Source organism: Pseudomonas sp. S3_B11, assembly GCF_054667715.1.
Genome location: NZ_CP162749.1, coordinates 3791938 through 3815336, shown reverse-complemented (window position 1 = coordinate 3815336; position 23399 = coordinate 3791938). Strand labels below are relative to the sequence as shown.

Annotated in this window: 25 protein-coding genes and 1 pseudogene; 14 read left to right on the top strand and 12 right to left on the bottom strand. The window is 60.0% G+C overall.

All coding sequences use genetic code 11. The annotated features are described in order from the left end of the window. Nucleotides 1-15 precede the first annotated feature (15 nt). Nucleotides 16-1479 (top strand): glyceraldehyde-3-phosphate dehydrogenase, encoded by a 1464-nt coding sequence (locus tag AB4O22_RS17205; protein WP_003199666.1) that lies wholly within the window; start codon nucleotides 16-18, stop codon nucleotides 1477-1479. Between the two features lie 108 nt (nucleotides 1480-1587). Here the strand turns inward: AB4O22_RS17205 and tcuC are convergent, their stop codons facing one another. Beyond that, on the bottom strand, nucleotides 1588-2886 hold the full coding sequence (gene tcuC / locus AB4O22_RS17200; protein ID WP_013692626.1) for an MFS transporter: 1299 nt from the start codon (nucleotides 2884-2886) through the stop codon (nucleotides 1588-1590). 269 nt (nucleotides 2887-3155) lie between these two features. Here tcuC and AB4O22_RS17195 point away from each other — a divergent pair, with 269 nt between their 5' ends. Continuing rightward, nucleotides 3156-4145 (top strand): FAD:protein FMN transferase, encoded by a 990-nt coding sequence (locus AB4O22_RS17195; protein WP_460096810.1) that lies wholly within the window; start codon nucleotides 3156-3158, stop codon nucleotides 4143-4145. Nucleotides 4146-4356: 211 nt separating this feature from the next. Next, on the top strand, nucleotides 4357-5772 hold the full coding sequence (gene sthA / locus AB4O22_RS17190; RefSeq protein WP_460158231.1) for a Si-specific NAD(P)(+) transhydrogenase: 1416 nt from the start codon (nucleotides 4357-4359) through the stop codon (nucleotides 5770-5772). 20 nt (nucleotides 5773-5792) lie between these two features. Here the strand turns inward: sthA and AB4O22_RS17185 are convergent, their stop codons facing one another. Next, nucleotides 5793-6515 (bottom strand): glycerophosphodiester phosphodiesterase, encoded by a 723-nt coding sequence (locus tag AB4O22_RS17185; RefSeq protein WP_003199672.1) that lies wholly within the window; start codon nucleotides 6513-6515, stop codon nucleotides 5793-5795. Then, nucleotides 6512-7108 (bottom strand): PilZ domain-containing protein, encoded by a 597-nt coding sequence (locus tag AB4O22_RS17180; protein WP_003199673.1) that lies wholly within the window; start codon nucleotides 7106-7108, stop codon nucleotides 6512-6514. Before AB4O22_RS17180 ends, AB4O22_RS17185 begins: the two co-directional genes overlap by 4 nt. 94 nt (nucleotides 7109-7202) lie before the next feature. Between AB4O22_RS17180 and AB4O22_RS17175 the strand changes: the two genes are divergently transcribed. From AB4O22_RS17175 to AB4O22_RS17165, 3 genes are all read left to right on the top strand, one after another. Continuing rightward, nucleotides 7203-8453, top strand: a complete 1251-nt coding sequence (locus AB4O22_RS17175; protein ID WP_003199675.1) for a lipoprotein-releasing ABC transporter permease subunit — start codon at nucleotides 7203-7205, stop codon at nucleotides 8451-8453. Nucleotides 8454-8460: 7 nt separating this feature from the next. Further along, nucleotides 8461-9144, top strand: a complete 684-nt coding sequence (lolD, locus tag AB4O22_RS17170; protein WP_162843734.1) for a lipoprotein-releasing ABC transporter ATP-binding protein LolD — start codon at nucleotides 8461-8463, stop codon at nucleotides 9142-9144. 63 nt (nucleotides 9145-9207) lie between these two features. Continuing rightward, nucleotides 9208-10452 carry a lipoprotein-releasing ABC transporter permease subunit gene (locus AB4O22_RS17165; protein ID WP_003199679.1) on the top strand — a complete coding sequence of 415 codons (1245 nt, stop codon included), beginning with the start codon at nucleotides 9208-9210 and terminating at the stop codon, nucleotides 10450-10452. Between the two features lie 167 nt (nucleotides 10453-10619). Here AB4O22_RS17165 and AB4O22_RS17160 read toward each other — a convergent pair whose 3' ends face one another. Together AB4O22_RS17160 and AB4O22_RS17155 are read right to left on the bottom strand one after the other, a co-directional pair. Then, the gene (locus AB4O22_RS17160) at nucleotides 10620-11969 is read right to left on the bottom strand and encodes a heavy metal sensor histidine kinase (protein WP_003199681.1); all 1350 of its coding nucleotides are present in this window, start codon (nucleotides 11967-11969) and stop codon (nucleotides 10620-10622) included. Beyond that, on the bottom strand, nucleotides 11966-12646 hold the full coding sequence (locus AB4O22_RS17155) for a heavy metal response regulator transcription factor (protein ID WP_003199682.1): 681 nt from the start codon (nucleotides 12644-12646) through the stop codon (nucleotides 11966-11968). Before AB4O22_RS17155 ends, AB4O22_RS17160 begins: the two co-directional genes overlap by 4 nt. 157 nt (nucleotides 12647-12803) lie before the next feature. Here AB4O22_RS17155 and copI point away from each other — a divergent pair, with 157 nt between their 5' ends. Next, the gene (gene copI / locus AB4O22_RS17150; RefSeq protein ID WP_027912665.1) at nucleotides 12804-13349 is read left to right on the top strand and encodes a copper-resistant cuproprotein CopI; all 546 of its coding nucleotides are present in this window, start codon (nucleotides 12804-12806) and stop codon (nucleotides 13347-13349) included. 61 nt (nucleotides 13350-13410) lie between these two features. Continuing rightward, complete coding sequence (gene queF / locus AB4O22_RS17145; RefSeq protein ID WP_460096807.1) at nucleotides 13411-14241, top strand: NADPH-dependent 7-cyano-7-deazaguanine reductase QueF; 831 nt, start codon at nucleotides 13411-13413, stop codon at nucleotides 14239-14241. Between the two features lie 186 nt (nucleotides 14242-14427). Here queF and AB4O22_RS17140 read toward each other — a convergent pair whose 3' ends face one another. Next, nucleotides 14428-14691 carry a DUF4404 family protein gene (locus AB4O22_RS17140; protein ID WP_003199688.1) on the bottom strand — a complete coding sequence of 88 codons (264 nt, stop codon included), beginning with the start codon at nucleotides 14689-14691 and terminating at the stop codon, nucleotides 14428-14430. A gap of 109 nt (nucleotides 14692-14800) precedes the next feature. After that, nucleotides 14801-15421: an HAD family phosphatase gene (locus AB4O22_RS17135; RefSeq protein ID WP_460096805.1), complete on the bottom strand. Its 621-nt coding sequence runs from the start codon at nucleotides 15419-15421 to the stop codon at nucleotides 14801-14803. A gap of 202 nt (nucleotides 15422-15623) precedes the next feature. Between AB4O22_RS17135 and AB4O22_RS17130 the strand changes: the two genes are divergently transcribed. The 3 genes from AB4O22_RS17130 to rssC all read left to right on the top strand — a co-directional run bounded on the left by AB4O22_RS17130 (nucleotide 15624) and on the right by rssC (nucleotide 18322). Then, complete coding sequence (locus AB4O22_RS17130; protein WP_003199692.1) at nucleotides 15624-16313, top strand: MlaA family lipoprotein; 690 nt, start codon at nucleotides 15624-15626, stop codon at nucleotides 16311-16313. A 345-nt stretch (nucleotides 16314-16658) separates the two neighbouring features. Continuing rightward, nucleotides 16659-17840: a two-component system response regulator RssB gene (gene rssB, locus AB4O22_RS17125; protein WP_003199694.1), complete on the top strand. Its 1182-nt coding sequence runs from the start codon at nucleotides 16659-16661 to the stop codon at nucleotides 17838-17840. Then, entirely contained in the window at nucleotides 17840-18322 is a 483-nt protein-coding gene (gene rssC, locus AB4O22_RS17120) for an anti-sigma factor antagonist RssC (protein ID WP_003199696.1), read from the top strand. The genes rssB and rssC overlap by 1 nt, the downstream gene beginning before the upstream one ends. A 133-nt stretch (nucleotides 18323-18455) precedes the next feature. Here rssC and tal read toward each other — a convergent pair whose 3' ends face one another. Both tal and dusA read right to left on the bottom strand, forming a co-directional pair. Further along, the gene (tal, locus tag AB4O22_RS17115) at nucleotides 18456-19382 is read right to left on the bottom strand and encodes a transaldolase (RefSeq protein WP_003199698.1); all 927 of its coding nucleotides are present in this window, start codon (nucleotides 19380-19382) and stop codon (nucleotides 18456-18458) included. A 178-nt stretch (nucleotides 19383-19560) separates the two neighbouring features. Then, nucleotides 19561-20547 carry a tRNA dihydrouridine(20/20a) synthase DusA gene (dusA, locus tag AB4O22_RS17110; RefSeq protein WP_460096803.1) on the bottom strand — a complete coding sequence of 329 codons (987 nt, stop codon included), beginning with the start codon at nucleotides 20545-20547 and terminating at the stop codon, nucleotides 19561-19563. Between the two features lie 175 nt (nucleotides 20548-20722). Between dusA and AB4O22_RS17105 the strand changes: the two genes are divergently transcribed. The 3 genes and pseudogenes from AB4O22_RS17105 to AB4O22_RS17095 all read left to right on the top strand — a co-directional run. Then, entirely contained in the window at nucleotides 20723-20998 is a 276-nt protein-coding gene (locus tag AB4O22_RS17105) for a BrnT family toxin (protein WP_028237683.1), read from the top strand. Next, entirely contained in the window at nucleotides 20976-21284 is a 309-nt protein-coding gene (locus AB4O22_RS17100) for a BrnA antitoxin family protein (protein WP_028237682.1), read from the top strand. The genes AB4O22_RS17105 and AB4O22_RS17100 overlap by 23 nt, the downstream gene beginning before the upstream one ends. A 112-nt stretch (nucleotides 21285-21396) precedes the next feature. After that, nucleotides 21397-21531, top strand: a pseudogene (locus tag AB4O22_RS17095) (DNA adenine methylase); the annotation flags it as partial. A 256-nt stretch (nucleotides 21532-21787) separates the two neighbouring features. Here AB4O22_RS17095 and AB4O22_RS17090 read toward each other — a convergent pair. From AB4O22_RS17090 to AB4O22_RS17080, 3 genes are all read right to left on the bottom strand, one after another. Next, nucleotides 21788-22510, bottom strand: coding sequence for a metallophosphoesterase (locus tag AB4O22_RS17090; protein ID WP_060613676.1), 723 nt, complete (start codon nucleotides 22508-22510; stop codon nucleotides 21788-21790). A 94-nt stretch (nucleotides 22511-22604) separates the two neighbouring features. Beyond that, nucleotides 22605-23204: a putative adenosine monophosphate-protein transferase Fic gene (locus AB4O22_RS17085; RefSeq protein WP_223473000.1), complete on the bottom strand. Its 600-nt coding sequence runs from the start codon at nucleotides 23202-23204 to the stop codon at nucleotides 22605-22607. Beyond that, nucleotides 23204-23374 (bottom strand): YhfG family protein, encoded by a 171-nt coding sequence (locus tag AB4O22_RS17080; RefSeq protein ID WP_003199786.1) that lies wholly within the window; start codon nucleotides 23372-23374, stop codon nucleotides 23204-23206. Before AB4O22_RS17080 ends, AB4O22_RS17085 begins: the two co-directional genes overlap by 1 nt. Between the last annotated feature and the right edge of the window lie 25 nt (nucleotides 23375-23399).

The following is a 23399-nucleotide window of genomic DNA, read 5'->3' as shown; positions in this document are numbered from 1 at the left end:
TTTTTCAGCCCCTACATGTGGAAGGTTACCGTGACTCAGAAGCCCGACCAGTGTCTTGGTGAATGGATTGATCGTGAAGCTCTCGCAGAAGCGATGATCCCTCTCATCGGTCAGCTCTACCGCAATAACAACGTGGTGAGCTCGATCTATGGCCGCAGCCTGATCAACCAGTCTGTCATCGCGATCCTCAAAGCCCACCGCTTTGCTCGCCACCGTTCTTCCGACGACAGCGAACTCTCCGTCCACGAAACATTCCCCCTGCTCAAAGCCATGAGCGAGCTCAAGCTCGGCGCGGCTTCGGTGGATCTGGGCAAGTTGGCGTTCAAATTCCGCAACGAAGGCAATGGCCGTAGCGCCGAGCAGTTCGTTCGTGAAGAGATGGCCGATGTGGTTGGCCAGCAGAACGCTTCGCCTCGCAAAGGCACTGACGTGGTCCTGTACGGCTTCGGTCGTATCGGCCGTCTGCTGGCGCGCATCCTGATCGAAAAAACCGGTGGCGGCGACGGCCTGCGCCTGCGGGCCATCGTGGTGCGCAAGGGCGCCGAGAACGACCTGACCAAGCGCGCCAGCCTGCTGCGTCGTGATTCGGTCCATGGTTCGTTCAACGGCACCATCATCATCGATGAAGAAAACAACACCATCCTCGCCAACGGCAACCTGATCCAGGTGATCTACGCGAAGAACCCGACCGAGGTCGACTACACCCAGTACGGCATCAAGGACGCACTGCTGGTGGACAACACCGGCGTATGGCGTGATGCCGAGGGCCTGGGCCAGCACCTGACCTGCCCGGGCATCGCCCGCGTCGTGCTGACTGCGCCTGGCAAGGGCAAGCTGAAGAACATCGTTCACGGCATCAACCACGGCGAAATCACCGCTGACGACAAGATCATCTCCGCTGCTTCTTGCACCACCAACGCCATCGTGCCGGTGCTCAAGGCAGTGAACGACAAGTTCGGCATCGTCAACGGTCACGTCGAAACGGTCCACTCGTACACCAACGACCAGAACCTGATCGACAACTTCCACAAGGGCGACCGCCGTGGCCGCAGCGCCGCGCTGAACATGGTCCTCACCGAGACCGGTGCTGCCACCGCCGCTGCCAAGGCCCTGCCTGAGCTGGCTGGCAAGCTGACCGGCAACGCGATCCGTGTGCCGACGCCGAACGTGTCGATGGCCATTCTCAACCTGAACCTTGAGAAAGCCGCCACCCGTGAAGAGATGAACGAGTACCTGCGCTACATGGCGCTGCACTCCGATCTGCACAAGCAGATCGACTTCGTCAATTCCCAGGAAGTGGTGTCCACTGACTTCGTGGGCTCGCGCCACGCCGGTGTCGTGGATGCTGAAGCCACCATCAGCCAAGACAACCGCGTTGTTCTGTACGTCTGGTACGACAACGAATTCGGTTACAGCTGCCAGGTGGTTCGCGTGATGGAAGACATGGCCGGTGTAAACCCGCCAGCATTCCCGCGCTAAGCCTTAGCCGCTTGTGAAAACGCCCCGATTTGTCGGGGCGTTTTTGTATCTGAAGGTTTGTGTTGGCTGGGCCGGCCTCTTCGCGAGCCTGCTCGCGATAGCGATGTGTCAGGCGCCGCCGACGACTGAAGCTTGTGCAGTCCGCAGTGCATGCCGATTGCCCTTGAACAGCACCAGAGTCGCAATCAACCCCAGCACCGCCGCACCACTGAGCCATATCCCTGGTGCAGCCTTGTTGTCGAGCACATGAATCAGATATGTACAGGCTGCCGGGGTAAATCCGCCGAACGTCGCTGTCGCCAGGCTGTAGGCCAGGGAGAAACCGGTGGTGCGCACCTCGACCGGCATGATTTCCGTCAAGGCCACTACCATTGCACCGTTGTACGATCCATACAGGAATGACAACCACAGCTCGACGATCAGCAAATGGCTGAAGCTGGGGTTCGCCACCAACCAGGACAGCGCCGGATAGGCGGTGAGGATCGCCAGGACAGTCGCACCGAGCAGCAGGGGTTTACGTCCGATCTTGTCGGAAAACGCCCCCATCACGGGCAGCCAGAAGAAATTCGACAAGCCGATGCACACCGTGACCAGCAGCGCATCCAGGTCCGACAGGTTCAGCTCGGCCTTGCCGAAGGTCGGTGTGTAGGCGGTGATCAGGTAGAACGACACGGTGGTCATCACCACCAGCGCCATGCCGGCCAAGACAATGCCGAAGTTCTGACCGATAGAACGGACAATTTCCGACAGGCTGGGACGATGTTTTCTCGCTTGGAACTCAGGTGTTTCTTCCAGTGAGCGACGAATCACGAATATCGCCGGCACAATCATGCACCCCACCAGGAACGGTACGCGCCAGCCCCATTCGCCCATTTCCTGGGGGCTCAGCCAGTGATTGAGGCCCACCCCCAGCAGGCCGGCAAACACCACGGCAGCCTGTTGGCTGGCGGATTGCCAACTGACAAAGAAACCCTTGCGCCCCGGCGTGGAAATTTCCGCCAGGTAAACCGACACGCCGCCCAGTTCCACGCCCGCGGAGAAACCTTGCAGCAATCGACCCAGCAGCACCAGCAAGGGGGCCGCCACGCCCAGGGTGGCGTAGCCCGGCACGCAGGCGATCAGTATGGTGCCCATGGCCATCAGCGCCAGGGTGATGATCAAGCCTTTGCGCCGGCCGTGGCGGTCGATGTAGGCACCGAGAAAAATCGCTCCGAGGGGACGCATCAGGAACCCGGCACCAAACGTGGCCAGGGACAGCATCAGCGAGGCGAACGCACTGTCGGCGGGGAAGAACGTCTTGGCGATGGCCGTGGCGTAGAAGCCATAGACCATGAAGTCGAACATCTCCAGGAAGTTGCCGCTGACAACGCGAAAAATCGCCTTGCCGTTGCTCGTTTGGGAAGACATGTGTAGGTACTCACTCTGGCAAATCTTGTATGGAAGCGCTGCGTCCCCTGCGGGAGCCTTGGTGCCTTGGAACCTGTGGGAGCAAAGCTTGCTCGCGATGAACGATGACGCGGTCTTGCAGCTAAACCGTATCGTCTGCATCGCGAGCAAGCTTTGCTCCCACAGGGCTCCATTGGCTCCCACAGTTTTTGCGTGCGCTGGAGTTCATAATGGCCGGCGCGGTTTTGAGGGGAGATGAAGATTTGTTAACTGGACGATGGATTGGGCTTATGGTGCTGGCCGGCGTGTTGTCGGGTTGCGGCAACGGCGACACCCTGGAACGCTTCGACGGCCCGACCATGGGCAGTCACTATTCCATTCAGTACGTCAGACATTCCGCCGGGCCCGCTGTGAAAACGGTGCAGGCCGAAGTGGAAAGCATCCTCGCCGAAGTGGATCGGCAACTCTCGACCTATCGCAGCGACTCGGACATCGAGCGTTTCAACGCGCTGCCGGCCAACAGCTGTCAGGTCATGCCTGGCCCGGTCCTGGAGTTGGTCCGCGTGGGTGAGCAGTTGTCGGTTCAAAGCGACGGCTCCTTCGACCTGACCGTGGAGCCGCTGCTGAACCAGTGGGGCTTCGGTCCCCAGTCCCGGGAAGAGAAAGTGCCGACCGCAGAAGCTTTGGCCCTGGTGCGCCAGCGCGTCGGCCATGGTCATTTGCGCATCGAGGGTGATCGGTTGTGCAAGGACGCTGCGGTGGAAGTCGACTTCAACAGTATCGCCGCAGGCTATGCCGTCGACCGCATCGCCGCCAGGCTCCAGGCCCTGGGGATCGACAGTTACCTGGCCGAAGCCACCGGCGAACTCAAGGCCGCGGGGCACAAGCCCGATGGTTCGGCCTGGCGCATTGCCCTGGAGGAGCCTCGGGACGACCGGCAAGTGGCCGAGCGTGTCATCGAGGTCGACGGCTACGGGGTTTCGACCTCGGGCGACTACCGTAAATATTTCGAACAGGGCGGCAGGCGTTATTCCCACACCTTTGATGCACGTACTGGTGCGCCGGTCCTACACAACCTGGCGTCAGTCACGGTGATTCATCCTTCGGCGTTGATGGCCGATGGACTATCGACGCTGTTGCTGATTCTCGGTCCTGAACGGGGTTGGGACTATGCCCAGAAACATGGCATCGGGGTATTTTTCGTGTTGCGCGATGGCAATCGTTTTGTCTCCCGTACCAACGATGCATTTGAACGGATCGGCAGCGGAAGAACCCAATGATGGCAGCGCCCTGAAAGGTTACCTGTGGCGAAATAGCACAGGCAAAACTAGCCTACGACGCGACCAAGGGGTAATGTGCGCGGCGTTGACGCTTCTATAGACTGTGGCCGGGCTCGTGAACCGGCCCCAAATTGTTCCTTCATGCCGCAGGCCGGCATGATTTAGCCGTCGGTGCCAAGTGAGGCACAGCGGCCTGTTCTGAGGAGTACGCATGGCTGTCTACAACTACGACGTGGTGGTACTGGGCTCCGGCCCGGCGGGGGAAGGCGCGGCAATGAACGCGGCCAAGGCAGGGCGCAAGGTGGCGATGGTCGACAGCCGTCGGCAGGTCGGCGGCAACTGCACCCACTTGGGTACCATCCCGTCCAAGGCCTTGCGTCACTCGGTCCGGCAGATCATGCAGTTCAACACCAACCCGATGTTCCGGGCCATCGGCGAACCGCGCTGGTTCTCCTTCCCGGACGTGCTCAAGAGCGCCGAGAAGGTGATCTCCAAGCAGGTGGCCTCGCGCACCGGCTACTACGCGCGTAATCGCGTTGATGTGTTCTTCGGCACCGGCAGCTTTGCCGATGAGCAGACGGTTGAAGTGGTCTGCGGCAATGGCGTGGTCGAGAAGCTGGTGGCCAAGCACATCATCATCGCCACCGGTTCGCGCCCGTATCGCCCGGCCGACATCGATTTCAACCACGCACGTATCTACGATAGCGACACCATCCTGAGCCTGGGTCACACCCCGCGTAAGCTCATCGTCTACGGCGCCGGCGTGATCGGTTGCGAATACGCCTCGATCTTCAGCGGCCTGGGTGTGCTGGTGGAGCTGGTGGATAACCGCGGCCAGTTGCTGAGCTTCCTGGACTCGGAAATCTCCCAGGCCCTGAGCTATCACTTCAGCAACAACAACATCACCGTGCGCCACAACGAAGACTACGACCGCGTCGAAGGCGTCGACAATGGCGTGATCCTGCACCTCAAGTCCGGCAAGAAGATCAAGGCCGATGCCTTGCTCTGGTGCAACGGTCGTACCGGCAACACCGACACCCTGGGCCTGGAAAACATCGGCGTGAAGGTCAACAGCCGCGGCCAGATCGAAGTCGACGAGAACTACCGCACGTGCGTGCCGAACATCTACGGTGCCGGTGACGTGATTGGTTGGCCGAGCCTGGCCAGTGCCGCTCACGACCAGGGCCGTTCGGCCGCCGGCAGCATTGTCGACAACGGCAGCTGGCGCTTCGTCAACGACGTACCGACCGGCATCTACACCATTCCGGAGATCAGCTCGATCGGCAAGAACGAGCAGGAGCTGACCCAGGCCAAGGTGCCGTACGAAGTGGGCAAGGCGTTCTTCAAGAGCATGGCGCGGGCGCAGATCGCCGGCGAGCCGCAAGGCATGCTGAAGATCCTGTTCCACCGCGAGACCCTGGAAGTGCTGGGCGTGCACTGCTTCGGCTACCAGGCCTCGGAGATCGTGCACATCGGCCAGGCGATCATGAACCAGCCGGGCGAATTGAACACGTTGAAGTACTTCGTCAACACCACGTTCAACTACCCGACCATGGCCGAAGCCTATCGGGTAGCGGCCTATGACGGGCTCAACCGGCTTTTTGAGCGGCTCCGGCCGGTGGCCTGAGCCGGCCGGGGAGACCGATTTCAGCAATTCTCGAGGGTGGCAGTGGCCAAACCGGGAAAGTCTGTAATCAGGCTGTCAGCGCCAAAGTCGGCGAGCCTGCGCATCAGCGCGGGCTCGTTGACGGTCCACACCGACACATGCAGCCCCTGGCGCTGCGCCTTGATCAGGCGTTCCGGCGTGCACAGGGTCCAGTTCAGCGCCAGAATCTCGCAGCCGTAACTCTGGGCGACCTTCAACGGGTCGAGCCAGGCGTATTCGGCCACCAGTCCGCGGGAGATGTCCGGGGTCAGGTCCAAGGCTGCCTTGAGCACTTCCCGGGAGCTGGACGTGATGGTGATTTTGTCCAGCAGCCCGAAACGCTGGGCCATTTCGCGGATGCCCAGCACCGTGGCGGCGGCGCGGGTGCGCGAGGCGCTCTTGACCTCCAGTTGCCAGTGCTCGAAATCACACTTCTCGAACAGCTCCTCCAAGCGTGGGATCGGGCACGGCTTGATCCAGCCCGGGCCACCCTTGCGCGCATCGTAGGTCACCAGCTCGGCGGCGGTATGCTCCACCACCTTGCCCCGGCGATCGGTGGTGCGCTTGAGGGTCGGGTCGTGGATCACCATCAACTCGCCGTCCATCGAAAGGTGCAGGTCCAGCTCGCAACGGCGTACGCCGTGCTTGAGGCACTCCTGAAAGCCGGTCAGGGTGTTTTCCGGTGCTTCGCCCTTGGCGCCGCGGTGGCCATAAATGAGGGTCACGGTTCTTCCTTATTGATACCTGAGTCGTTCTGTTCCCGGGCCAGGCGCCGCTCTTGCGCCTGTTTCTGCAGGATATAGCGGGCCAGCAACTGGCGCTGGGCGTCGGTCGGGCGTTCAAACTCGGTGCCGACGTCGAAGCCGTCGCCCTTGGGGTCGCAGTGGGTGACCCGTGCCCGCAGCAACAAGCCGAGGGCTTGCGGCATCAGCACCAGTTTGATCGACAGGTGGGTGCCGACCGCGATCGGCGTGGGGTGTTGGAAGTCGATGCCGCCTTCGGAAATGATCACCGGCTGCGGCTCGCCGATTTCGCCGAGCACCGTCAGGGCAATGACCTGGCTGAGCAGGTCGATGCGTTTGTTCATTGCCTTGAGGTATGCCGCGATGCTGCGTTCGCGCTCGCTGATCTGGCGCAGCAGGTGCTGTGACTCGAATTCGCTCAGGTGCAATTCACTGAGCAGATTGAACAGTGGAGAAGCATCCTGCAACACTTCCTGATCAGCAGCTTCAGGAATGGACAGGGGCCGAATTTCCAGTGCGATCGTGTCCTCGATACGGTAGTATTCGCGGCGATCTTCTTCATCTAATGTCGACATGGCGAACCCATGGTAGCGGCGGTGGTCTGAGTGTAAAGCTGGTTTGTGACCCCCGCCACAAGGACGTTCCTTTTCCCTCCGAACAAGCCCCGACATGTTCAGACCTCTCTTCGTATTTATCGGCACGCGTTATACCCGTGCAAAGCGTCGCAATCATTTCGTATCGTTCATTTCCCTGACGTCCATCATCGGGCTGGCCCTTGGCGTGGTCGTGATGATCGTCGTGCTCTCGGTGATGAACGGCTTCGACCATGAGATGCGCACCCGCGTGCTGGGCATGGTGCCCCACGCGACCCTCGAATCCGGCGAAGCCATCAGCGATTGGCCGAGCCTGGCCGCCAAGGTCAAGCAGAACCCGCAGGTGCTGGCCGTTGCGCCGTTCACCCAGATGCAGGGGCTGCTGACCAATGACGGCAAGGTGTCCAAGGTCTTGCTCAATGGCATCGATCCTGGGCTCGAGCGGCAGGTGTCGATCATCGACAACTTCATGCAACAGGGAAAACTCGATGACCTGGCGCCAGGCAGTTTCGGCATCGTCATCGGCGACAAGGCCGCGGCCAAACTCGGCGTGGCCATCGGCGACAAGCTGACCTTCGTCGCCCCGGAGGTCACCGTGACCCCGGGCGGCATGTTCCCGCGCATGAAACGCTTTACCGTGGTCGGCATTTTCCATGTCGGCGCCGGCGAGCTGGATGGTTACCTGGGCGTCACCAATCTCCAGGACCTGGCGCGCCTGCATCGCTGGAAGCCGGACCAGGTCCAGGGCCTGCGGCTGAAGTTCGACGATCTGTTCCAGGCACCGCGCGTTGCGTGGACCATCGCCCAGCAGCTCGGCGAAGACCGTTACTACGCCCGGGACTGGACCCGTACCCACGGCAACCTGTACCAGGCGATCCGCATGGAAAAAGCCATGATCGGCCTGCTGCTGTTGCTGATCGTCGCCGTGGCGGCGTTCAACATCATCTCCACGCTGGTGATGGTGGTGAACGACAAGAAGGGCGACATCGCCATCCTGCGCACCCTCGGTGCCACGCCGGGGCAGATCATGCGGATCTTCATGGTCCAGGGCACGGTCATCGGCGTGATCGGTACGTTCGTCGGCGCTCTGGTCGGGATGTTCGCCGCGCTGAACGTCAGTGCCGCGATTGCCGCCCTCGAAGGCCTGATCGGGCACAAGTTTCTCAACGCCGACGTGTACTTCATCGACTACCTGCCATCGCAATTGCAGGCCGATGACGTGTTGATGGTCTGCGGCGCCGCGTTGGTCCTGAGTTTCCTCGCCACCCTGTATCCTGCCTGGCGTGCCGCGCGCACCCAGCCTGCGGAGGCGTTACGTTATGAGTGAGTCGGGCATGAGTGAAAAAGCAATCTTGAGCTGCCGCAACCTGGGCAAATCCTACGAGGAAGGTCCGGAGTCGGTGGTGGTGTTGTCGGGCCTGCAACTGGAGTTGCATCCTGGCGAGCGCGTGGCGATTGTCGGCACCTCCGGGTCGGGCAAAAGTACCTTGCTCAACCTGCTGGGCGGCCTGGATACGCCGACCGCCGGCAGTGTCTGGCTGGCTGGCGAAGAACTTTCGGCACTGAACGAGAAGGCCCGTGGCCTGTTGCGTAACCGTTCCCTGGGCTTCGTCTACCAGTTCCACCATTTGCTGCCCGAGTTCACCGCGCTGGAAAACGTCTGCATGCCGCTGTTGATCGGTCGCACGGCGATTCCTGAGGCCCGCCAGCGTGCCACGGCGTTGCTGGAGCGGGTAGGGCTGGGGCATCGCCTGGAGCACAAGCCGGCCGAATTGTCCGGTGGTGAGCGCCAGCGCGTGGCGATTGCCCGGGCCCTGGTCAACAAGCCTGGCCTGGTGATGCTTGATGAGCCGACCGGCAACCTCGACTCCCACACCGCCCAAGGCATCCAGGATTTGATGCTGGAGCTCAGCACGTCGATGCGCACCGCGTTCCTGGTGGTGACCCACGACATGAACCTGGCCCGGCAGATGGACCGCGTCCTGCACTTGCAGGAAGGTTGCCTGACGCCCATCTGACCGACCGAAACCCGGCGTTTGCTACACACGCCGGGTCTTTTATTTTTATACGGTGCCCCGCGAATGTTCAGACCGTTATCGATCTTTATCGGCACGCGCTATACCCGCGCCAAGCGCCGCAATCGCTTTGTTTCGTTCATCTCCATGACCTCGATGATCGGCCTCGCCCTGGGTGTGCTGGCGATGATCGTGGTGTTGTCGGTGATGAACGGCTTCCAGCGCGAAATGAGCTCGCGCATCCTCGGCATGGTGCCCCACGCCACTATCGTCGGCGTCAATCCGATCGACGATTGGCAGCCGGTGGCCGCCGCGGCGTTGAAAAACCCTGAAGTGACTGCCGCCGTGCCGTTTACCGAGATGGAAGGGATGCTGAGCCATAAGGGCTCGATGCAGCCGATCCAGATCAGCGGCGTCGACCCGGCCCAGGAAGGCAAGGTGTCCATCGTCGCCCAGCATATCGTCCAGGGGCGTCTCGATGCCTTGAAGCCGGGCGAGTTTGGCGTGGTGATCGGCGAAATCACCGCCCGGCGTTTTCGTCTGAATGTCGGCGACAAAATCACCCTGATCGTGCCGGAAGTCAGCACGGCCCCCGGCGGCATCACCCCACGGATGCAGCGTTTGAATGTGGTGGGTGTGTTCAAGGTGGGCGCCGAGCTGGACGGCTCCATGGCGCTGATCCACCTGGCCGATGCCGCACAGATGCAGCATTGGCAGCCGAACCAGGTGCAAAGCGTGCGTCTGGCGGTGAAGGACTTGTACGCAGCGCCGAAGGTCTCCGGTGACATTGCTACCGGTCTTGGCGCGGCCTACAAGGCCGACGACTGGACCCACACCCAGGGCAGCCTGTTCAGTGCCATGAAAATGGAAAAAACCATGATCGGCTTGCTGCTGCTGATGATCGTCGCGGTGGCGGCGTTCAATATCATCGCCACCCTGATCATGGTGGTGAACGACAAAGGCGCGGACATCGCGATCCTGCGCACCATCGGCGCCACGCCGCGGCAGATCATGGCGATCTTCATGGTCCAGGGCACGGTGATTGGCGTTGTCGGTACGCTGATTGGCGGCGTGCTGGGGGTGATCGCGGCGCTGAACGTCAGTGCGCTGGTGGGTTGGCTGGAACGGGTCAGTGGCCAGCACATCTTCAGTTCCGATGTGTATTTCGTCAGCAACCTGCCGTCGGAGCTGCAGCGCGGTGATGTACTGCTGATCTGCTCGGCCGGGTTCATTCTGAGCTTCCTTGCCACCGTGTACCCGGCGTGGCGTGCGGCGAAGATCGAACCGGCGCAGGCGTTGAGGTATTCCTGATACGACACAGACCTCCGTGGCAGAAGGGCTTGCTGAAGATTCCGCTGTGGGAGCAAGGCTTGCCCGCGATGCAGACGACGCGGTCTGCGGGAGAAACAAGGCGCCGGCATCGCGGGCAAGCCTTGCTCCCACAGATATGTTCCTTCGCCACAGGGGGGGCGTCGGGCTTAATCTCCCTTCGGTAATTCGATCAGGAACCGCGTCCAGCCATCGGCCGATTCACAGCGGATCTGTCCGCCATGGGCGCGGATGATCGAGCGGGTGATGGCCAGTCCGAGCCCCGCGTGTTCGCTGCTGCCCTCCTGGCGGGCTGGGTCGGCGCGGTAGAAGCGGTCGAACAGGCGCGGCAGCAAGTCCGCTGCAATCCCCTCGCCACTGTTTTCCACGCTGATGTTCACCCCTTGAGCCTCATCGACAATTCGCACCCGCACTTCGCCGTCAGCGGGGGTGAAGCGCAGCGCGTTGTCCAGCAGGTTGGAAAGCGCCCGGCGCAACATGTTGCGGTCACCCTCGATGCGGCCATCGCCCTCGCGGCTCAGGCGTACGTTGGTGTCTTCGGCCAGCGGCGCGAAAAAGTCCAGCAGCACGTCCACTTCCTCGGCCAATTGCAGCGGTTCGCGATTGAGCGCCAGCAGGCCGTGGTCGGCCTTGGCCAGGTACAGCATGTCGTTGACCAGTTGCGCCATCCACTGCAGTTCTTCGAGATTGCTGTGCAACGCCTCGCGGTAATCCTCCAGGGGGCGTTCGCGGGTGAGGGTGACCTGGGTGTGGGTCAGCAGGTTCGACAGCGGCGTGCGCAATTCATGGGCAATGTCGGCAGAGAACGCAGAGAGTCGCTGAAACGCATCGTCGAGGCGTCCGAGCATGGCGTTGATGCTGTGGGCCAATTCCGCCAGTTCGGCGGGCATTTGCTCTTCCGGCAGTCGGGCGTTGAGTGAGCGGGCCGAGACACTGCCGGCAATGGCGCCCATGCGCCGCAAGGGGCGCAAGGCCCGTCGGGCGGCCCAGGCGCCGAGCAGGGCAGTGGCCAGGGCCGAGAGACCGACGGTCAGCCAGATCAAGCGCTGCATGCGTTGCAGGAAGTGCTGGTGATGGGTGATGTCCAGCAGCAGGGTCAGTTGCGGCGAGTCGGCTCGATCGGGATACAACGGCGCATTCAACACCCGGTAATCGGTGTCGGCATCGTTGAGGGTCGACAGGCCGGGCCGCTCTGGCAATTGAGCGGGAATCCGGATCGAGCTGTCGTACCAGCGCACACCATCGCTGCCCTTGATGCGCAGCGCCAGGTCGGCCTGACGGCTCAGTTCATCCTCCAGGCGGGCCTGGGTCTGCTCGGCGTCGAGATCTTGCAGGGCCCGGCGCAGGCCGATCAGCTTGCCTTCGAGCAGTTGCTGGTCCAGCTCGATGAAATGCGCCTCGCTGCCACGGCTGAACAACACCCCGGCAAACAATGACACCACGGCAGTGCAGGCGGCGAACAGCAGCGCCAGGCGGCTGCTCAGTGACCACCGCCTCACAGGCTGCGCTCTTCAAGCACATAGCCCATGCCCCGCACGGTATGGATCAGTTTGCTGGGGAAGTCATCGTCAATCTTGATTCGCAGGCGTCGTATCGCGACTTCGATGACGTTGGTGTCGCTGTCGAAATTCATGTCCCAGACCTGGGACGCGATCAGCGATTTGGGCAGCACTTCGCCCTGGCGGCGCAGAAGCATTTCCAGCAAGGCGAATTCCTTGGCGGTGAGGTCGATGCGCCGACCGCTGCGTTCGACGCGACGGCGGATCAGGTCCAGGCGCAAGTCGGCCAGTTGCAGGCTGGTTTCCTGCTGTGTCGAACTGCCTCGACGCAACAGGCTGCGCACCCGTGCCAGCAACTCGGAAAAAGCAAAGGGCTTGACCAGGTAATCATCGGCGCCCAGCTCCAGGCCGTGTACGCGATCCTGTACCGCATCCCGCGCGGTGAGAAACAGCACCGGTGTATCCAGCCCGGCGCCACGGACGGCTTGCAGGATCTGCCAACCATCGCGGCCGGGCAACATCACGTCGAGGATCAGCAAGGCGTATTCACCGCTCAAGGCCAATTGCTGGCCGGTGATGCCATCGGCCACCAGATCGGCGTTGAACCCGGCTTCGCCCAGGCCCTGGCGCAGGTATTGGCCGGTTTTGGTTTGGTCTTCGACGATCAGCAATTTCATGGGCAGCTCAGGGCATGGTTTGAACGTGGGCGTTATACCGCGGCGGCCGGGGTCGTGGCACAACCTGACAGAGTTGTAATGCAACTGTCAGTCAATTGGCAGCCGCACCGATCTAGAGTCTTGGGCAAGTTGAACCTTACCTTGTCGGAGTATGAACATGTTGATGGTAAACCGTCTGATCCTGGCCGCCTCTGCGTTGGTATTGAGTACCTCGTTGTGGGCATCGCCCGGTGCGCACTTTGATTTCGGCCAGCCCGCACCGGCGGCCAAGGCCAGTCGCACCATCGAGGTGGTGATGGGGGACATGTCGTTCAATCCTGGCACGCTGGATATCAAGGCGGGCGAGACGGTGCGGTTTGTATTGATTAATAAAGGCCAGTTGTTGCACGAATTCAACCTCGGTAACGCCGCGATGCATGCCCAGCACCAGCAGGAAATGCTCAAGATGCAACAGAGCGGCATGTTGACACCCACCGGGATGAAGCCGGGAATGGACCATGCCTCGATGAATCCGGCCTCGATGGGGCACAGTGGTAAAGACGGCATGATGGGCCACGACGACGCTAACAGCGTGCTGGTTGAGCCGGGCAAGTCCGCCGAGCTGACCTGGGCTTTTGGCAAGGCTACCCGGCTGGAATTTGCCTGCAACGTCCCCGGTCATTACCAGGCCGGGATGAAGGGCGACCTGACAGTCAGTCAGTAAGCACTCAAAGGCTGCGGCAAAGGCTGATAGAATCGGCTGATTCTTCAGTCAGGTTTCCGTCATGCATCCCGCAGCCGAACATTCGCCGCTGGGCAAATCCAGCGAATACATCGCCACGTACACGCCGTCATTGCTGTTCCCGATCCCGCGCACGGCGAAATGGGCGGAACTGGGCCTGACGGCCGAGACCCTGCCGTACAAAGGCGTGGATTTCTGGAACTGTTTCGAGCTGTCCTGGCTGTTGCCGTCCGGCAAGCCGGTGGTGGCCATCGGTGAATTCGCGATTCCGGCGGATTCGCCGAATATCATCGAATCCAAATCCTTCAAGCTGTACCTCAACTCCTTGAACCAGACCCCGTTTGCCGATACCGCGAGCCTGGAAGCGACCCTGCGCCAGGACCTGTCGGCGGCTGCCGGCAAAGCAGTGGGCGTGCGGATCCGCAGCCTCAAGGATGTGGAGCGTGAAGGCATCGTGGCATTGCCCGGTACGTGCATCGATGATCTGGACATCAGCGTCGACTCTTACGCGCACCCGCGTCCGGAGCTGCTGCGTTGCGATGCTTCGCGCATCGTCGAGCAAAGCCTGCACAGCCATCTGCTCAAGTCCAACTGTCCGGTGACCAGCCAGCCAGACTGGGGCAGCGTGGCGGTGGAATATCGCGGCGCGGCCTTGGACCCGGTCAGCCTGCTGGCCTACATCGTCAGCTTCCGCCAGCATTCGGATTTCCATGAGCAATGCGTGGAGCGGATCTTTCTCGACCTGCAGCGCTTGCTCAAGCCAGAGAAATTGACGGTGTACGCGCGGTATGTGCGTCGGGGAGGGTTGGATATCAACCCGTATCGCAGTACTGAAGACGTTCAACTGCCAAACCATCGCCTGGTCCGCCAATAAACGTTCCTTGTGAAAGTGAGCTCTTGTGGGAGCGAGCTTGCTCGCGATGAGTCCGGTACATTCGACATTGATGTCAGCTGACACACCGACTATCGCGAGCAAGCTCGCTCCCACAGGGATTGCATTGCAGGTCGTGAAACTAAAAAGCCCCGCTAGCGATAGCAGGGCTTTTTGCATTTAAAGGGTTCAGATCCCCATATTGCCCAAGGCTTGCACGATGTTGCGCAAGGTCCCGGCAAGGGTAGGGTGTTCCACCTCGAAGCGCTCGACAGCCAGGTTCACATTGTCGGCGAGGTTGTTGTCCGGTGCTTTGGTTTCCAACTCAAGCTCAAGTTCGATCTTTTGCATCAGCGCGTGCAGGTCATCGCGCTCGATTTCGGAAAGCGGTGGATTCTGGTCCAATTGCTCGCGCAGTTTGTTGAGCTGTTCTTGCAATTCGCGGGCAGGCATTGGCGTACTCCCTTTATTGATAGGCACTGCCATGGACCGCGACGCCGGGTCAAAAGTCCATGGCCTGCCTTAAGAGTAATCTACCCTCGTGTTCCCTGCATGATCCCGGTCATGGCTTCTCGCCTTTGAGTCGGCGCAGGCTGATGTCCGCCAGGCAGGTGTCGAGCTCGCCCAGGTGATCGATCACCGAATGCACCCCCAGGCCGAACAATTGCACGGTGGCCTTGGCGCGCTTGGTTTCCCGTTCCTGTTGGCTCAGCGCCTGCCATTCGCCAGGCGTCAGGCCACACAGCGAGCCGCAGGACGCCAGGCCGATGGTCCACAAACCGGCGTTGAGCCCTGACTGCAACAACCGGGGTTCGCCACTGACCAACACGCAACCGTCCAATTGCTGGACGTTCAACGCCATCAGCGCCTGCCAGCAGGCATGTGGCGCCGGCCAAGGATTATTTGTTGCAGGAAGTTGCGGCGGTTTGATCCATGTCGGCAATGAAGCCGCCAGGGCATGGCTGACGGCAGGTGGCAATTCGTCGAGCCAGGCGCAGGGGATTTCCTGGAGCTGCAAGTGGTGCAAGCTCTCCAGGGCGCCAGGTGTTGGCTGTGCATGCTCATCCGGCGCTGCCCCTGGCTGACGGATGCGCGCGCCGAAGTCCACCAGGCATCCGCTCAGGCCAAACAGTACCGCGGTCAGGCTGGGGGCGGGGAGGGGCAGGGCTTCGGGGCGGGGCATGGGAACGTCCTTGAAATAACCAGCAGCCTAAAGGGCCTCGATGACAGTCCGGTGACAGTGAAGTGAAGGGTGCCAGTCGTGGAAACGTCCTACGGCCTACTTGTTTTTTCGGTGCTGCCTATCCACGCGTTCCGTCTTATACTAGCCACCTTACCGCCTGGGCTCGGCGCCCTTGCCTGATTAATCCAAGGAGTTTTCCCCTATGCGCTGGAGCCATCGTCTAGCTCAGCTGTGTTTGTCTGCCAGCGTCGTGCTGGTTCCGTTCGCTGCCCAGGCCGCCACGGAAGAAGATCCTTGGGAAAGCATCAACCGTCCGATCTTTACCTTCAACGACACCATTGATACCTATGCGCTCAAGCCACTGGCCCAGGGTTATCAATACGTGACGCCGCAGTTCCTCGAAGACGGCGTCCACAACATGTTCCGCAACATCGGTGACGTGGGCAACCTGGCCAACAACGTGCTGCAGGCCAAGCCGGCCGCGGCCGGGGTCGACACTGCGCGGTTGATCTTCAACACCACCTTCGGCCTGCTGGGCTTCTTCGATGTGGGCACCCAGATGGGCCTGCAGCGCAGCGATGAAGATTTTGGCCAGACCCTGGGCTACTGGGGGCTGGGTAGCGGGCCGTATGTGATGCTGCCGCTGCTGGGGCCAAGCACCCTGCGTGACGCCCCGGCGAAGCTGGTCGATGACTACACGGCCCCGTATCGTTATATCGATAACGTCTCGGTGCGTAACTCTATTCGAGGCCTGAACGTCGTCGACACCCGCGCCAGCCTGTTGTCGGCCGAGAAGATGGTGAGCGGCGACAAGTATGTCTTCATCCGCAACGCCTACCTGCAAAACCGCGAATTCAAGGTCAAGGACGGCCAGGTCGAAGACGATTTTTAATTCCGACCAGTAAAACCACGAAGGCGGCCCAAAAGGCCGCCTTCTGTGCTTTGGCGTCGTGTTTGAGCGGGTTTGATCCTTCCATTGAGTTACGCTTCGCTCGGTTCTTATAACTCTCTGTACTTTGACAAATAAAGACGGCAAGCGGCTATCTGCCTGAGCTTGAAACGCCCCGCGGATGGGAGTACCGTCTGCGCCTTAGAAGGGCACCTCTGATGTAGCTGTGTGTAGGGCAAAGGCCTGAAACCGGTACGACAGAGAGGCTAGAAAGCGAATCCAGTAGTGCGTGCAAGGCCAGACGGCCCAGCCCGCTACGCCAACCTAATTCTGGCGCCGTTTGCCCACATGCCAAAAACCAGTGCCACGCTGCTGATAATCGATGATGACGAAGTGGTGCGAGCCAGTCTCGCAGCCTACTTGGAAGACAGTGGTTTCAGCGTCCTGCAGGCCAGCAATGGCCAACAGGGTCTTCAGGTATTCGAGCAAGACAAGCCCGACCTGGTCATCTGCGACCTGCGCATGCCGCAGATGGGCGGACTCGAACTCATTCGCCAGGTCACCGAGCTTTCCTCGCAGACCCCGGTGATCGTGGTTTCGGGCGCGGGCGTGATGAACGACGCGGTCGAGGCGTTGCGCCTGGGCGCGGCGGATTACCTGATCAAGCCCCTTGAAGACCTGGCGGTGCTCGAGCACTCGGTGCGCCGGGCCTTGGACCGTTCGCGCCTGTTGGTGGAAAACCAGCGTTACCGCGAGAAGCTGGAAACCGCCAACCGCGAGCTGGAAGCCAGCCTGAACCTGTTGCAGGAAGACCAGAACGCCGGGCGCCAGGTGCAGATGAACATGCTGCCGGTCAGCCCCTGGGCCGTCGACGATTTCCGTTTTGCCCACCAGATCATCCCGTCGTTGTACCTGTCGGGCGATTTCGTGGATTATTTCCGGGTCGACGAGCGGCGAGTGGCGTTCTACCTGGCGGATGTTTCCGGCCATGGTGCTTCTTCGGCATTCGTGACGGTGCTGCTGAAGTTCATGACCACGCGCCTGTTGTTCGAGTCCAAGCGCAATGGCACGCTGCCTGAGTTCAAGCCTTCGGAGGTCCTTGGGCATATCAACCGAGGCCTGATCAGTTGTAAGCTGGGCAAACACGTCACAATGGTCGGTGGAGTCATCGACGAGGAGACGGGTTTGTTGACCTATAGCATCGGCGGTCACCTGCCTTTGCCTGTGTTGTATACGCCAGACAGTGTGCGTTACCTGGAAGGGCGTGGTTTGCCGGTGGGCCTGTTCAACGAGGCCACCTACGAAGACCACGTACTGGAATTGCCGCCGACATTCAGCCTGACGCTGATGTCTGATGGCATTTTGGACCTTTTGACAGAACCTACACTCAAAGAGAAAGAAGCGGCCTTGCCTGAACGGGTGAGCGCAGCGGGCGGCAGCCTGGAAGGCTTGCGTCAAGTGTTTGGATTAGCCACGCTAGGGGAGATGCCGGATGATATCGCCCTGTTAGTGTTGAGCAGGAACCTTTGATGAGTACCGGTAGAATCCAGTTCGCCGAGCAGGACGGCACCTTTGTCCTGAAGTTTGTCGGTGAAGTGCGCCTGACCCTGTGTTCGGCGCTGGATGCGACTATTGAGCGGATCTTCACTTCGTTGAATTTCAACGCCATCGTGATCGACCTGACCGAAACCCGCAGCATCGACAGCACCACATTGGGCCTGCTGGCCAAACTGTCGATCCTGTCGCGGCAGAAGGTCGGCCTGCTGCCGACTGTCGTCACCACCCACAACGACATCACCCGTCTGCTGCAATCGATGGGCTTCGACCAGGTGTTCAACATCGTGGGCGACCCTGTGCCGTGCCCGGAGTGCCTGGACGACCTGCCTGACCAGGACCAGTCCGAAGAGGAAGTGCGGGTCAAGGTGCTCGAAGCCCACAAGATCCTGATGGGGCTCAACGATTCCAATCGTGAAGCCTTCCATGACCTGGTGAATGCGCTGGAAGGGCCTTGACCCTTGGGACCGTGTAGATCGAACTGACGCTTTCGCGAGCAGGCTGGTCAGCCGCCACATCCCTCAGGCCAAGCCACATAAAAAAGGGCGAACCCACCAAGGTTCGCCCTTTTTGCATGCCTTGTGAATCAGCTCAAAGCTTGGCTTGCAGCAACGCCTCCAGCTTCTCCTGGTCCCGGGCAAACTGACGAATGCCTTCGGCCAGTTTCTCGGTCGCCATGGCGTCCTCGTTGGACAACCAGCGGAACTGCGCTTCATTGAGGATCAAGCGCGCCTCCCCGGCTTGCCCTGGCGCCAGCTTGCGCTCCAGCTTGCCTTCGTCGGCGGCCAGTTTTTCCAGCAGGTCCGGGCTGACGGTCAGGCGGTCGCAGCCGGCCAGTTGCTCGATCTGGTTGAGGTTGCGGAAGCTCGCGCCCATGACCACGGTCTTGTAGTCATTGGCCTTGTAGTAGTTGTAGATGCGTGTCACCGACTGCACGCCCGGATCATCAGCGCCGGTGTAGTCGTTGCCATTGGCTTTCTTGTACCAGTCGTAGATACGGCCCACGAACGGCGAAATCAGGAACACCCCGGCATCGGCGCAGGCGGCGGCCTGGGCGAAGGAGAACAGCAAGGTCAGGTTGCACTGGATGCCTTCACGCTCCAGTTGCTCGGCGGCGCGAATGCCTTCCCAGGTGGAAGCGATCTTGATCAGCACGCGCTCGCGGCCAATGCCGGCCTTTTCGTACAGATCGATCAGGCGATGGGCACGCTTGAGCATGGCCTCGGTGTCGAACGACAGGCGCGCGTCCACTTCAGTGGAAATACGCCCTGGGATCACTTTCAGAATTTCTTGCCCGACCGCCACGGCAAAACGGTCGCTGGCCAGGCCCACATCGCCCTTGCAGTCCGCCACACAGGCGTTCAGTTGCTCGGCATAACCTTGAATGGCCGAGGCCTTGAGCAGCAGGGAAGGGTTGGTGGTAGCGTCCACGGGTTTGACGCGGGCGATGGCCTCGAAGTCGCCGGTATCGGCCACGACGGTGGTGAACTGTTTGAGTTGTTCCAGCTTGGAAGTCATGAGCGTGCTCTGTCCTATGGGTCCGTTGACATTACCCGAGGGCTGGCAGCCACTCAAGGGCGTGAAGGGGTATCGACGGGCCCCAGCGGCAACAACCTGAAAACGGCTGTTTGAAAGGCCGGGGCGGTATCGGTAGATACGATGCCAAAACAGCGCGCAGGTTCAAAGCAAGTGACGGTTAACGCCCTTGCAGCAGTTGCCCCGCCTGATCCAGCAACGCCAGCGGATCCTTGGTTTTGTGAATATCCACCGACAACAACTGCCGAAACCGCCGTGCCCCCGGAAAGCCGGTACCCAGCCCGAGCACGTGACGGGTGATGTGGTGCATCGCGCCACCGGCGGCCAAGTGATCGGCAATGTAAGGCCGCAACTGCGCCAGCGCCTCGGCCCGGGTGATGATCGGCGCTGTGCTGCCGAACAGCTGTTGATCGACTTCGGCCAGCAGATACGGGTTGTGATAAGCCTCGCGCCCCAGCATCACGCCGTCGAAGGTCTGCAAATGCTCGTGGCACGCCTCCAGCGTCTTGATCCCGCCGTTGAGCACAATCTCCAACTCCGGAAAATCCGCCTTCAACCGCGCGGCCACGTCATAACGCAGCGGCGGGATGTCGCGATTCTCCTTCGGCGACAATCCCTCCAGAATCGCAATCCGCGCATGCACGGTAAAACTCGTGCAACCGGCCTCACGCACCGTCCCGACAAACTCACACAACTGCTCGTAACTGTCCCGCCCATTGATCCCGATGCGATGCTTGACCGTCACCGGAATCGACACCGCATCGCGCATGGCTTTCACACAGTCAGCCACCAAACCCGGATGCCCCATCAGGCAGGCGCCGATCATGTTGTTCTGCACCCGGTCGCTGGGGCAGCCGACGTTGAGGTTCACCTCGTCGTAGCCGTGCTCCTGGGCCATACGGGCGCAGGCGGCCAGGTCGGCTGGGACGCTACCGCCTAGTTGCAGGGCCAGGGGGTGTTCGGATGGGTGATGGCGCAGGAAGCGTTCGTGGTCACCGTTGAGTAGCGCGCCGGTGGTGACCATTTCGGTGTAGAGCAGGGCGTGCTTGGAGAGGATGCGTAGGAAGAAGCGACAGTGGGCGTCGGTCCAGTCCATCATCGGGGCGACGGAGAAGCGGTGGGAGAGCGGGGCAGTTTGTAGGGGCATTGGGAATCTGATTCATCGGGGCGAATGGACGCAGTTTATCAGGGATGCTTGTCGGGTACTTGGCGGGCTCTCAAGCCTGGCAGCTCAATCTTTGATGACAACCAGGCAGAGCGCATGCTCGGTCAGCGTTTCAACTCACCTTGTGTTGACGATTTAATGTGGCTACGATAATTGCATGCAGATTACTTATGACCCAGCCAAAGACGCTCGCAACGTCGAAGAACGTGGACTTCCGTTTGCCCTCGTGCGGGACTTTGAATGGTCTACAGCATTGATCCTGGAAGATGATCGATTCGACTACGGCGAGTGTCGTTATCGGGCGATGGGGTACATAGGGGATCGGCTGCATGTCGTAGTGTTTACCCCACGGGGTGACGCGGTCCACGTCATCAGCTTTCGTAAAGCCAACAAACGGGAGGTCAAAAATTATGACCAAGAAACCCAGTCCTGAGAGGGTCGATACGGCAAACCCCGAATGGTCGACCGAAGACTTTGCCAAGGCCAAACCAGCCAGCGAGGTGCTTGGTGGGTTGTTTGGCAAAGCTCAGGCAAAGGAAATGCTCAAGCCAAAGCGTGGTCGACCCAAGTCGGTAGCCACTAAAGAGCACGTCAATGTTCGTTTCGATGCTGACGTGCTAGAGAGATTCAGAGCTTCTGGCCCGGGCTGGCAAACACGGATGAACGCCGCCTTGGCCGATTGGCTCAAGACGCATACACCGGAAGAACTGAAGGCTTAGTCGCTAAATATTATTCGTAAAAAATTAGCCGTCGATGAGGCGGCTTTTTGTTGTCTGCTGATTGGATTTGTTTCGGTAGCGGTACAATAGATCCTTCCCCTTTTTCGGGTTTGATTGTGCTGAGTGCTACCACTGCGCTCATACGTTTCACTACATGGGCCCGCCGTACTGGCAGACCGCTGGATATGGCGTGGACTTCCCGTTCGAGAACTACGAACGGATGACTGACTTCATGCCTGGCTGTCAGCGGTGATGATCACGAAGCGTTAGCGTCAGCATAGTCCAGCGGGCGATCCGTCGACGAAGCACAGGTAAGCGGCTCACGACCGCGACCTGCATCAGCCCGGGCCTGCTCAGCCACTTGTCAGAATATTCTTACTAGGGCTGCAGAGTCTTTGATTTCTCAAACGCAATCGCCTGCTACGCGCCCTGGTAGCCTCGGCCCCTATCATCTGATAGCGATTTTACCTCGAAGAAAAACTGAGTAGAGGCGATGCCTTGTCTCACTGGTTCATATTTATACTAATGATTGTTTCGGTTTGGATATCAACTAGGCTTAACGCACCATCGGAAAATGAGCAGCCTGTGTCGATATAAATGACGTTGCCCAGGCGTGTAACGCCGGGTACTGTTGAGTGCCCAACATAGAGCCGGTCTATTCCTTTGATGGAAGTGTGGTCTTGTTGCTCGATTTTCTCTCTTGCATACAGCGCTGTTCTCAAGGCGTGCCGCTGATGTGGCTCCCCAGAACTTCCAGTGATAGCGTCTTTGGCTTCCTGCCAGCCATCGTTACTTCGGATGACAGGAGCTTCGGCATGGACTATTCCAATTGTTTGATCACTTGATAAATTGATCTCAATGATCAGTGGAAGTGCTTGCAGGGCTTTTGATAGTTCTTGCTGAATGTCGGGTTGTAACTCGTAGAGCCAGGCACCACCGTTTCGGATATGTCGGGGTATGTCCCCATGGCCGGAGATGCAGTCAATAAGCATCTGTTCATGATTGCCGCGCACGGCATGGAACCACGGCTTCTCAAGCCAATTCAATATGTCTATGGAGTCGGGACCTCGGTCGATGAGGTCTCCCACGGAAAAGATGCGATCCAGCTCAGTGTTGAAGTCTAGTTTGTTCAAGGCTGCTGTTAGAAGTTTGAAATGCCCGTGAATGTCGCCCACCACAAAGTCGCGACCTTTTTTGTTGGGTGGGAAAGATCTCGTCCTGTACATTTTCAGTGCTTCAGCAGATGTTGATTGGCGGTGACTGTATCACTTGGCGAAATAAACAGTAAGACGCTGGGCGGGGGGGAATAACGTCGTACGGTCAAGCTTGAATCGCCTGCCCAATGCATTTCTCAAAAACCTGCTCCATAGGCTCCATGACGCCGTTATAAGCCGCGATATTGGCGTAGATCCACTCGTCCTTCTCTATCCCCCACCAACTGATTTCAAATCCGGCATTCATGATCAGGTGTTCAAACAGGATGCGTTGCGCACGACCGTTGCCTTCGCGGAAGGGGTGTACGACGTTGATGTCGGAATAGGCCTCTGCCACAGCGACGATCAGCTCAGCCCGCTCCATGCCCTCGAACCAGTTTGCCGCGGCCATCTTGGCGATGATCTTATTGGCTTCCTTCTCCATGTACTCAGGTTGGCAGAAGCGGGTGGTTTGTTTGGACATGCCAACGGTGCGCAGCTCTCCAGCCCATTCGAACAGGTCTGAAAAGAGGACTCGATGAATGTTTTGGAGGTAGGCCAGGCTGTAGGAGGGAGGGCTGAACTCGACGTTGTCGGCTGCGATGGCCGAGAGCTGTTGTTCGGCTTCGCTTAGGGTCGGTTCGTCTCGAATATCGAGTTTGTTGCGAAGGACAGTGGAGCCGGGATAGCAATAAGCGTCCTCGCCGACTCCATATTTGTCAGCCATCAGGTTCTGGTCTGGGTAAAGGCCTTCAAGACCTCTTCACGCGTTGGCATTTTGCGTTCGCCGTCGGCGAAGGTCGTTTTGAAACCTTCCAGACGGAGGCTGGCCGCGTAGTTGGATCTACGCGTCCTGGCGGCATAGGCTTTTTTGGTTTCAAGGCTGACATTGCCCATGGGCTGGACCTCAAATCGCGCTGGT

What these genes read in the sequence shown, in the direction of transcription:
- AB4O22_RS17090 (WP_060613676.1), bottom strand. Translation starts at nt 22,510, where the DNA reads ATGTACAGGACGAGATCTTTCCCACCCAACAAAAAAGGTCGCGACTTT.
- queF (WP_460096807.1), top strand. Translation starts at nt 13,411, where the DNA reads ATGCATCCCGCAGCCGAACATTCGCCGCTGGGCAAATCCAGCGAATAC.
- lolD (WP_162843734.1), top strand. Translation starts at nt 8,461, where the DNA reads ATGAGTGAAAAAGCAATCTTGAGCTGCCGCAACCTGGGCAAATCCTAC.
- AB4O22_RS17155 (WP_003199682.1), bottom strand. Translation starts at nt 12,646, where the DNA reads ATGAAATTGCTGATCGTCGAAGACCAAACCAAAACCGGCCAATACCTG.
- AB4O22_RS17105 (WP_028237683.1), top strand. Translation starts at nt 20,723, where the DNA reads ATGCAGATTACTTATGACCCAGCCAAAGACGCTCGCAACGTCGAAGAA.
- rssB (WP_003199694.1), top strand. Translation starts at nt 16,659, where the DNA reads ATGCCAAAAACCAGTGCCACGCTGCTGATAATCGATGATGACGAAGTG.
- AB4O22_RS17130 (WP_003199692.1), top strand. Translation starts at nt 15,624, where the DNA reads ATGCGCTGGAGCCATCGTCTAGCTCAGCTGTGTTTGTCTGCCAGCGTC.
- dusA (WP_460096803.1), bottom strand. Translation starts at nt 20,547, where the DNA reads ATGCCCCTACAAACTGCCCCGCTCTCCCACCGCTTCTCCGTCGCCCCG.
- AB4O22_RS17140 (WP_003199688.1), bottom strand. Translation starts at nt 14,691, where the DNA reads ATGCCTGCCCGCGAATTGCAAGAACAGCTCAACAAACTGCGCGAGCAA.
- AB4O22_RS17080 (WP_003199786.1), bottom strand. Translation starts at nt 23,374, where the DNA reads ATGGGCAATGTCAGCCTTGAAACCAAAAAAGCCTATGCCGCCAGGACG.
- tcuC (WP_013692626.1), bottom strand. Translation starts at nt 2,886, where the DNA reads ATGTCTTCCCAAACGAGCAACGGCAAGGCGATTTTTCGCGTTGTCAGC.
- tal (WP_003199698.1), bottom strand. Translation starts at nt 19,382, where the DNA reads ATGACTTCCAAGCTGGAACAACTCAAACAGTTCACCACCGTCGTGGCC.
- AB4O22_RS17085 (WP_223473000.1), bottom strand. Translation starts at nt 23,204, where the DNA reads ATGGCTGACAAATATGGAGTCGGCGAGGACGCTTATTGCTATCCCGGC.
- AB4O22_RS17195 (WP_460096810.1), top strand. Translation starts at nt 3,156, where the DNA reads ATGGTGCTGGCCGGCGTGTTGTCGGGTTGCGGCAACGGCGACACCCTG.
- AB4O22_RS17100 (WP_028237682.1), top strand. Translation starts at nt 20,976, where the DNA reads ATGACCAAGAAACCCAGTCCTGAGAGGGTCGATACGGCAAACCCCGAA.
- sthA (WP_460158231.1), top strand. Translation starts at nt 4,357, where the DNA reads ATGGCTGTCTACAACTACGACGTGGTGGTACTGGGCTCCGGCCCGGCG.
- copI (WP_027912665.1), top strand. Translation starts at nt 12,804, where the DNA reads ATGTTGATGGTAAACCGTCTGATCCTGGCCGCCTCTGCGTTGGTATTG.
- AB4O22_RS17180 (WP_003199673.1), bottom strand. Translation starts at nt 7,108, where the DNA reads ATGTCGACATTAGATGAAGAAGATCGCCGCGAATACTACCGTATCGAG.
- AB4O22_RS17165 (WP_003199679.1), top strand. Translation starts at nt 9,208, where the DNA reads ATGTTCAGACCGTTATCGATCTTTATCGGCACGCGCTATACCCGCGCC.
- AB4O22_RS17175 (WP_003199675.1), top strand. Translation starts at nt 7,203, where the DNA reads ATGTTCAGACCTCTCTTCGTATTTATCGGCACGCGTTATACCCGTGCA.
- AB4O22_RS17135 (WP_460096805.1), bottom strand. Translation starts at nt 15,421, where the DNA reads ATGCCCCGCCCCGAAGCCCTGCCCCTCCCCGCCCCCAGCCTGACCGCG.
- rssC (WP_003199696.1), top strand. Translation starts at nt 17,840, where the DNA reads ATGAGTACCGGTAGAATCCAGTTCGCCGAGCAGGACGGCACCTTTGTC.
- AB4O22_RS17205 (WP_003199666.1), top strand. Translation starts at nt 16, where the DNA reads ATGTGGAAGGTTACCGTGACTCAGAAGCCCGACCAGTGTCTTGGTGAA.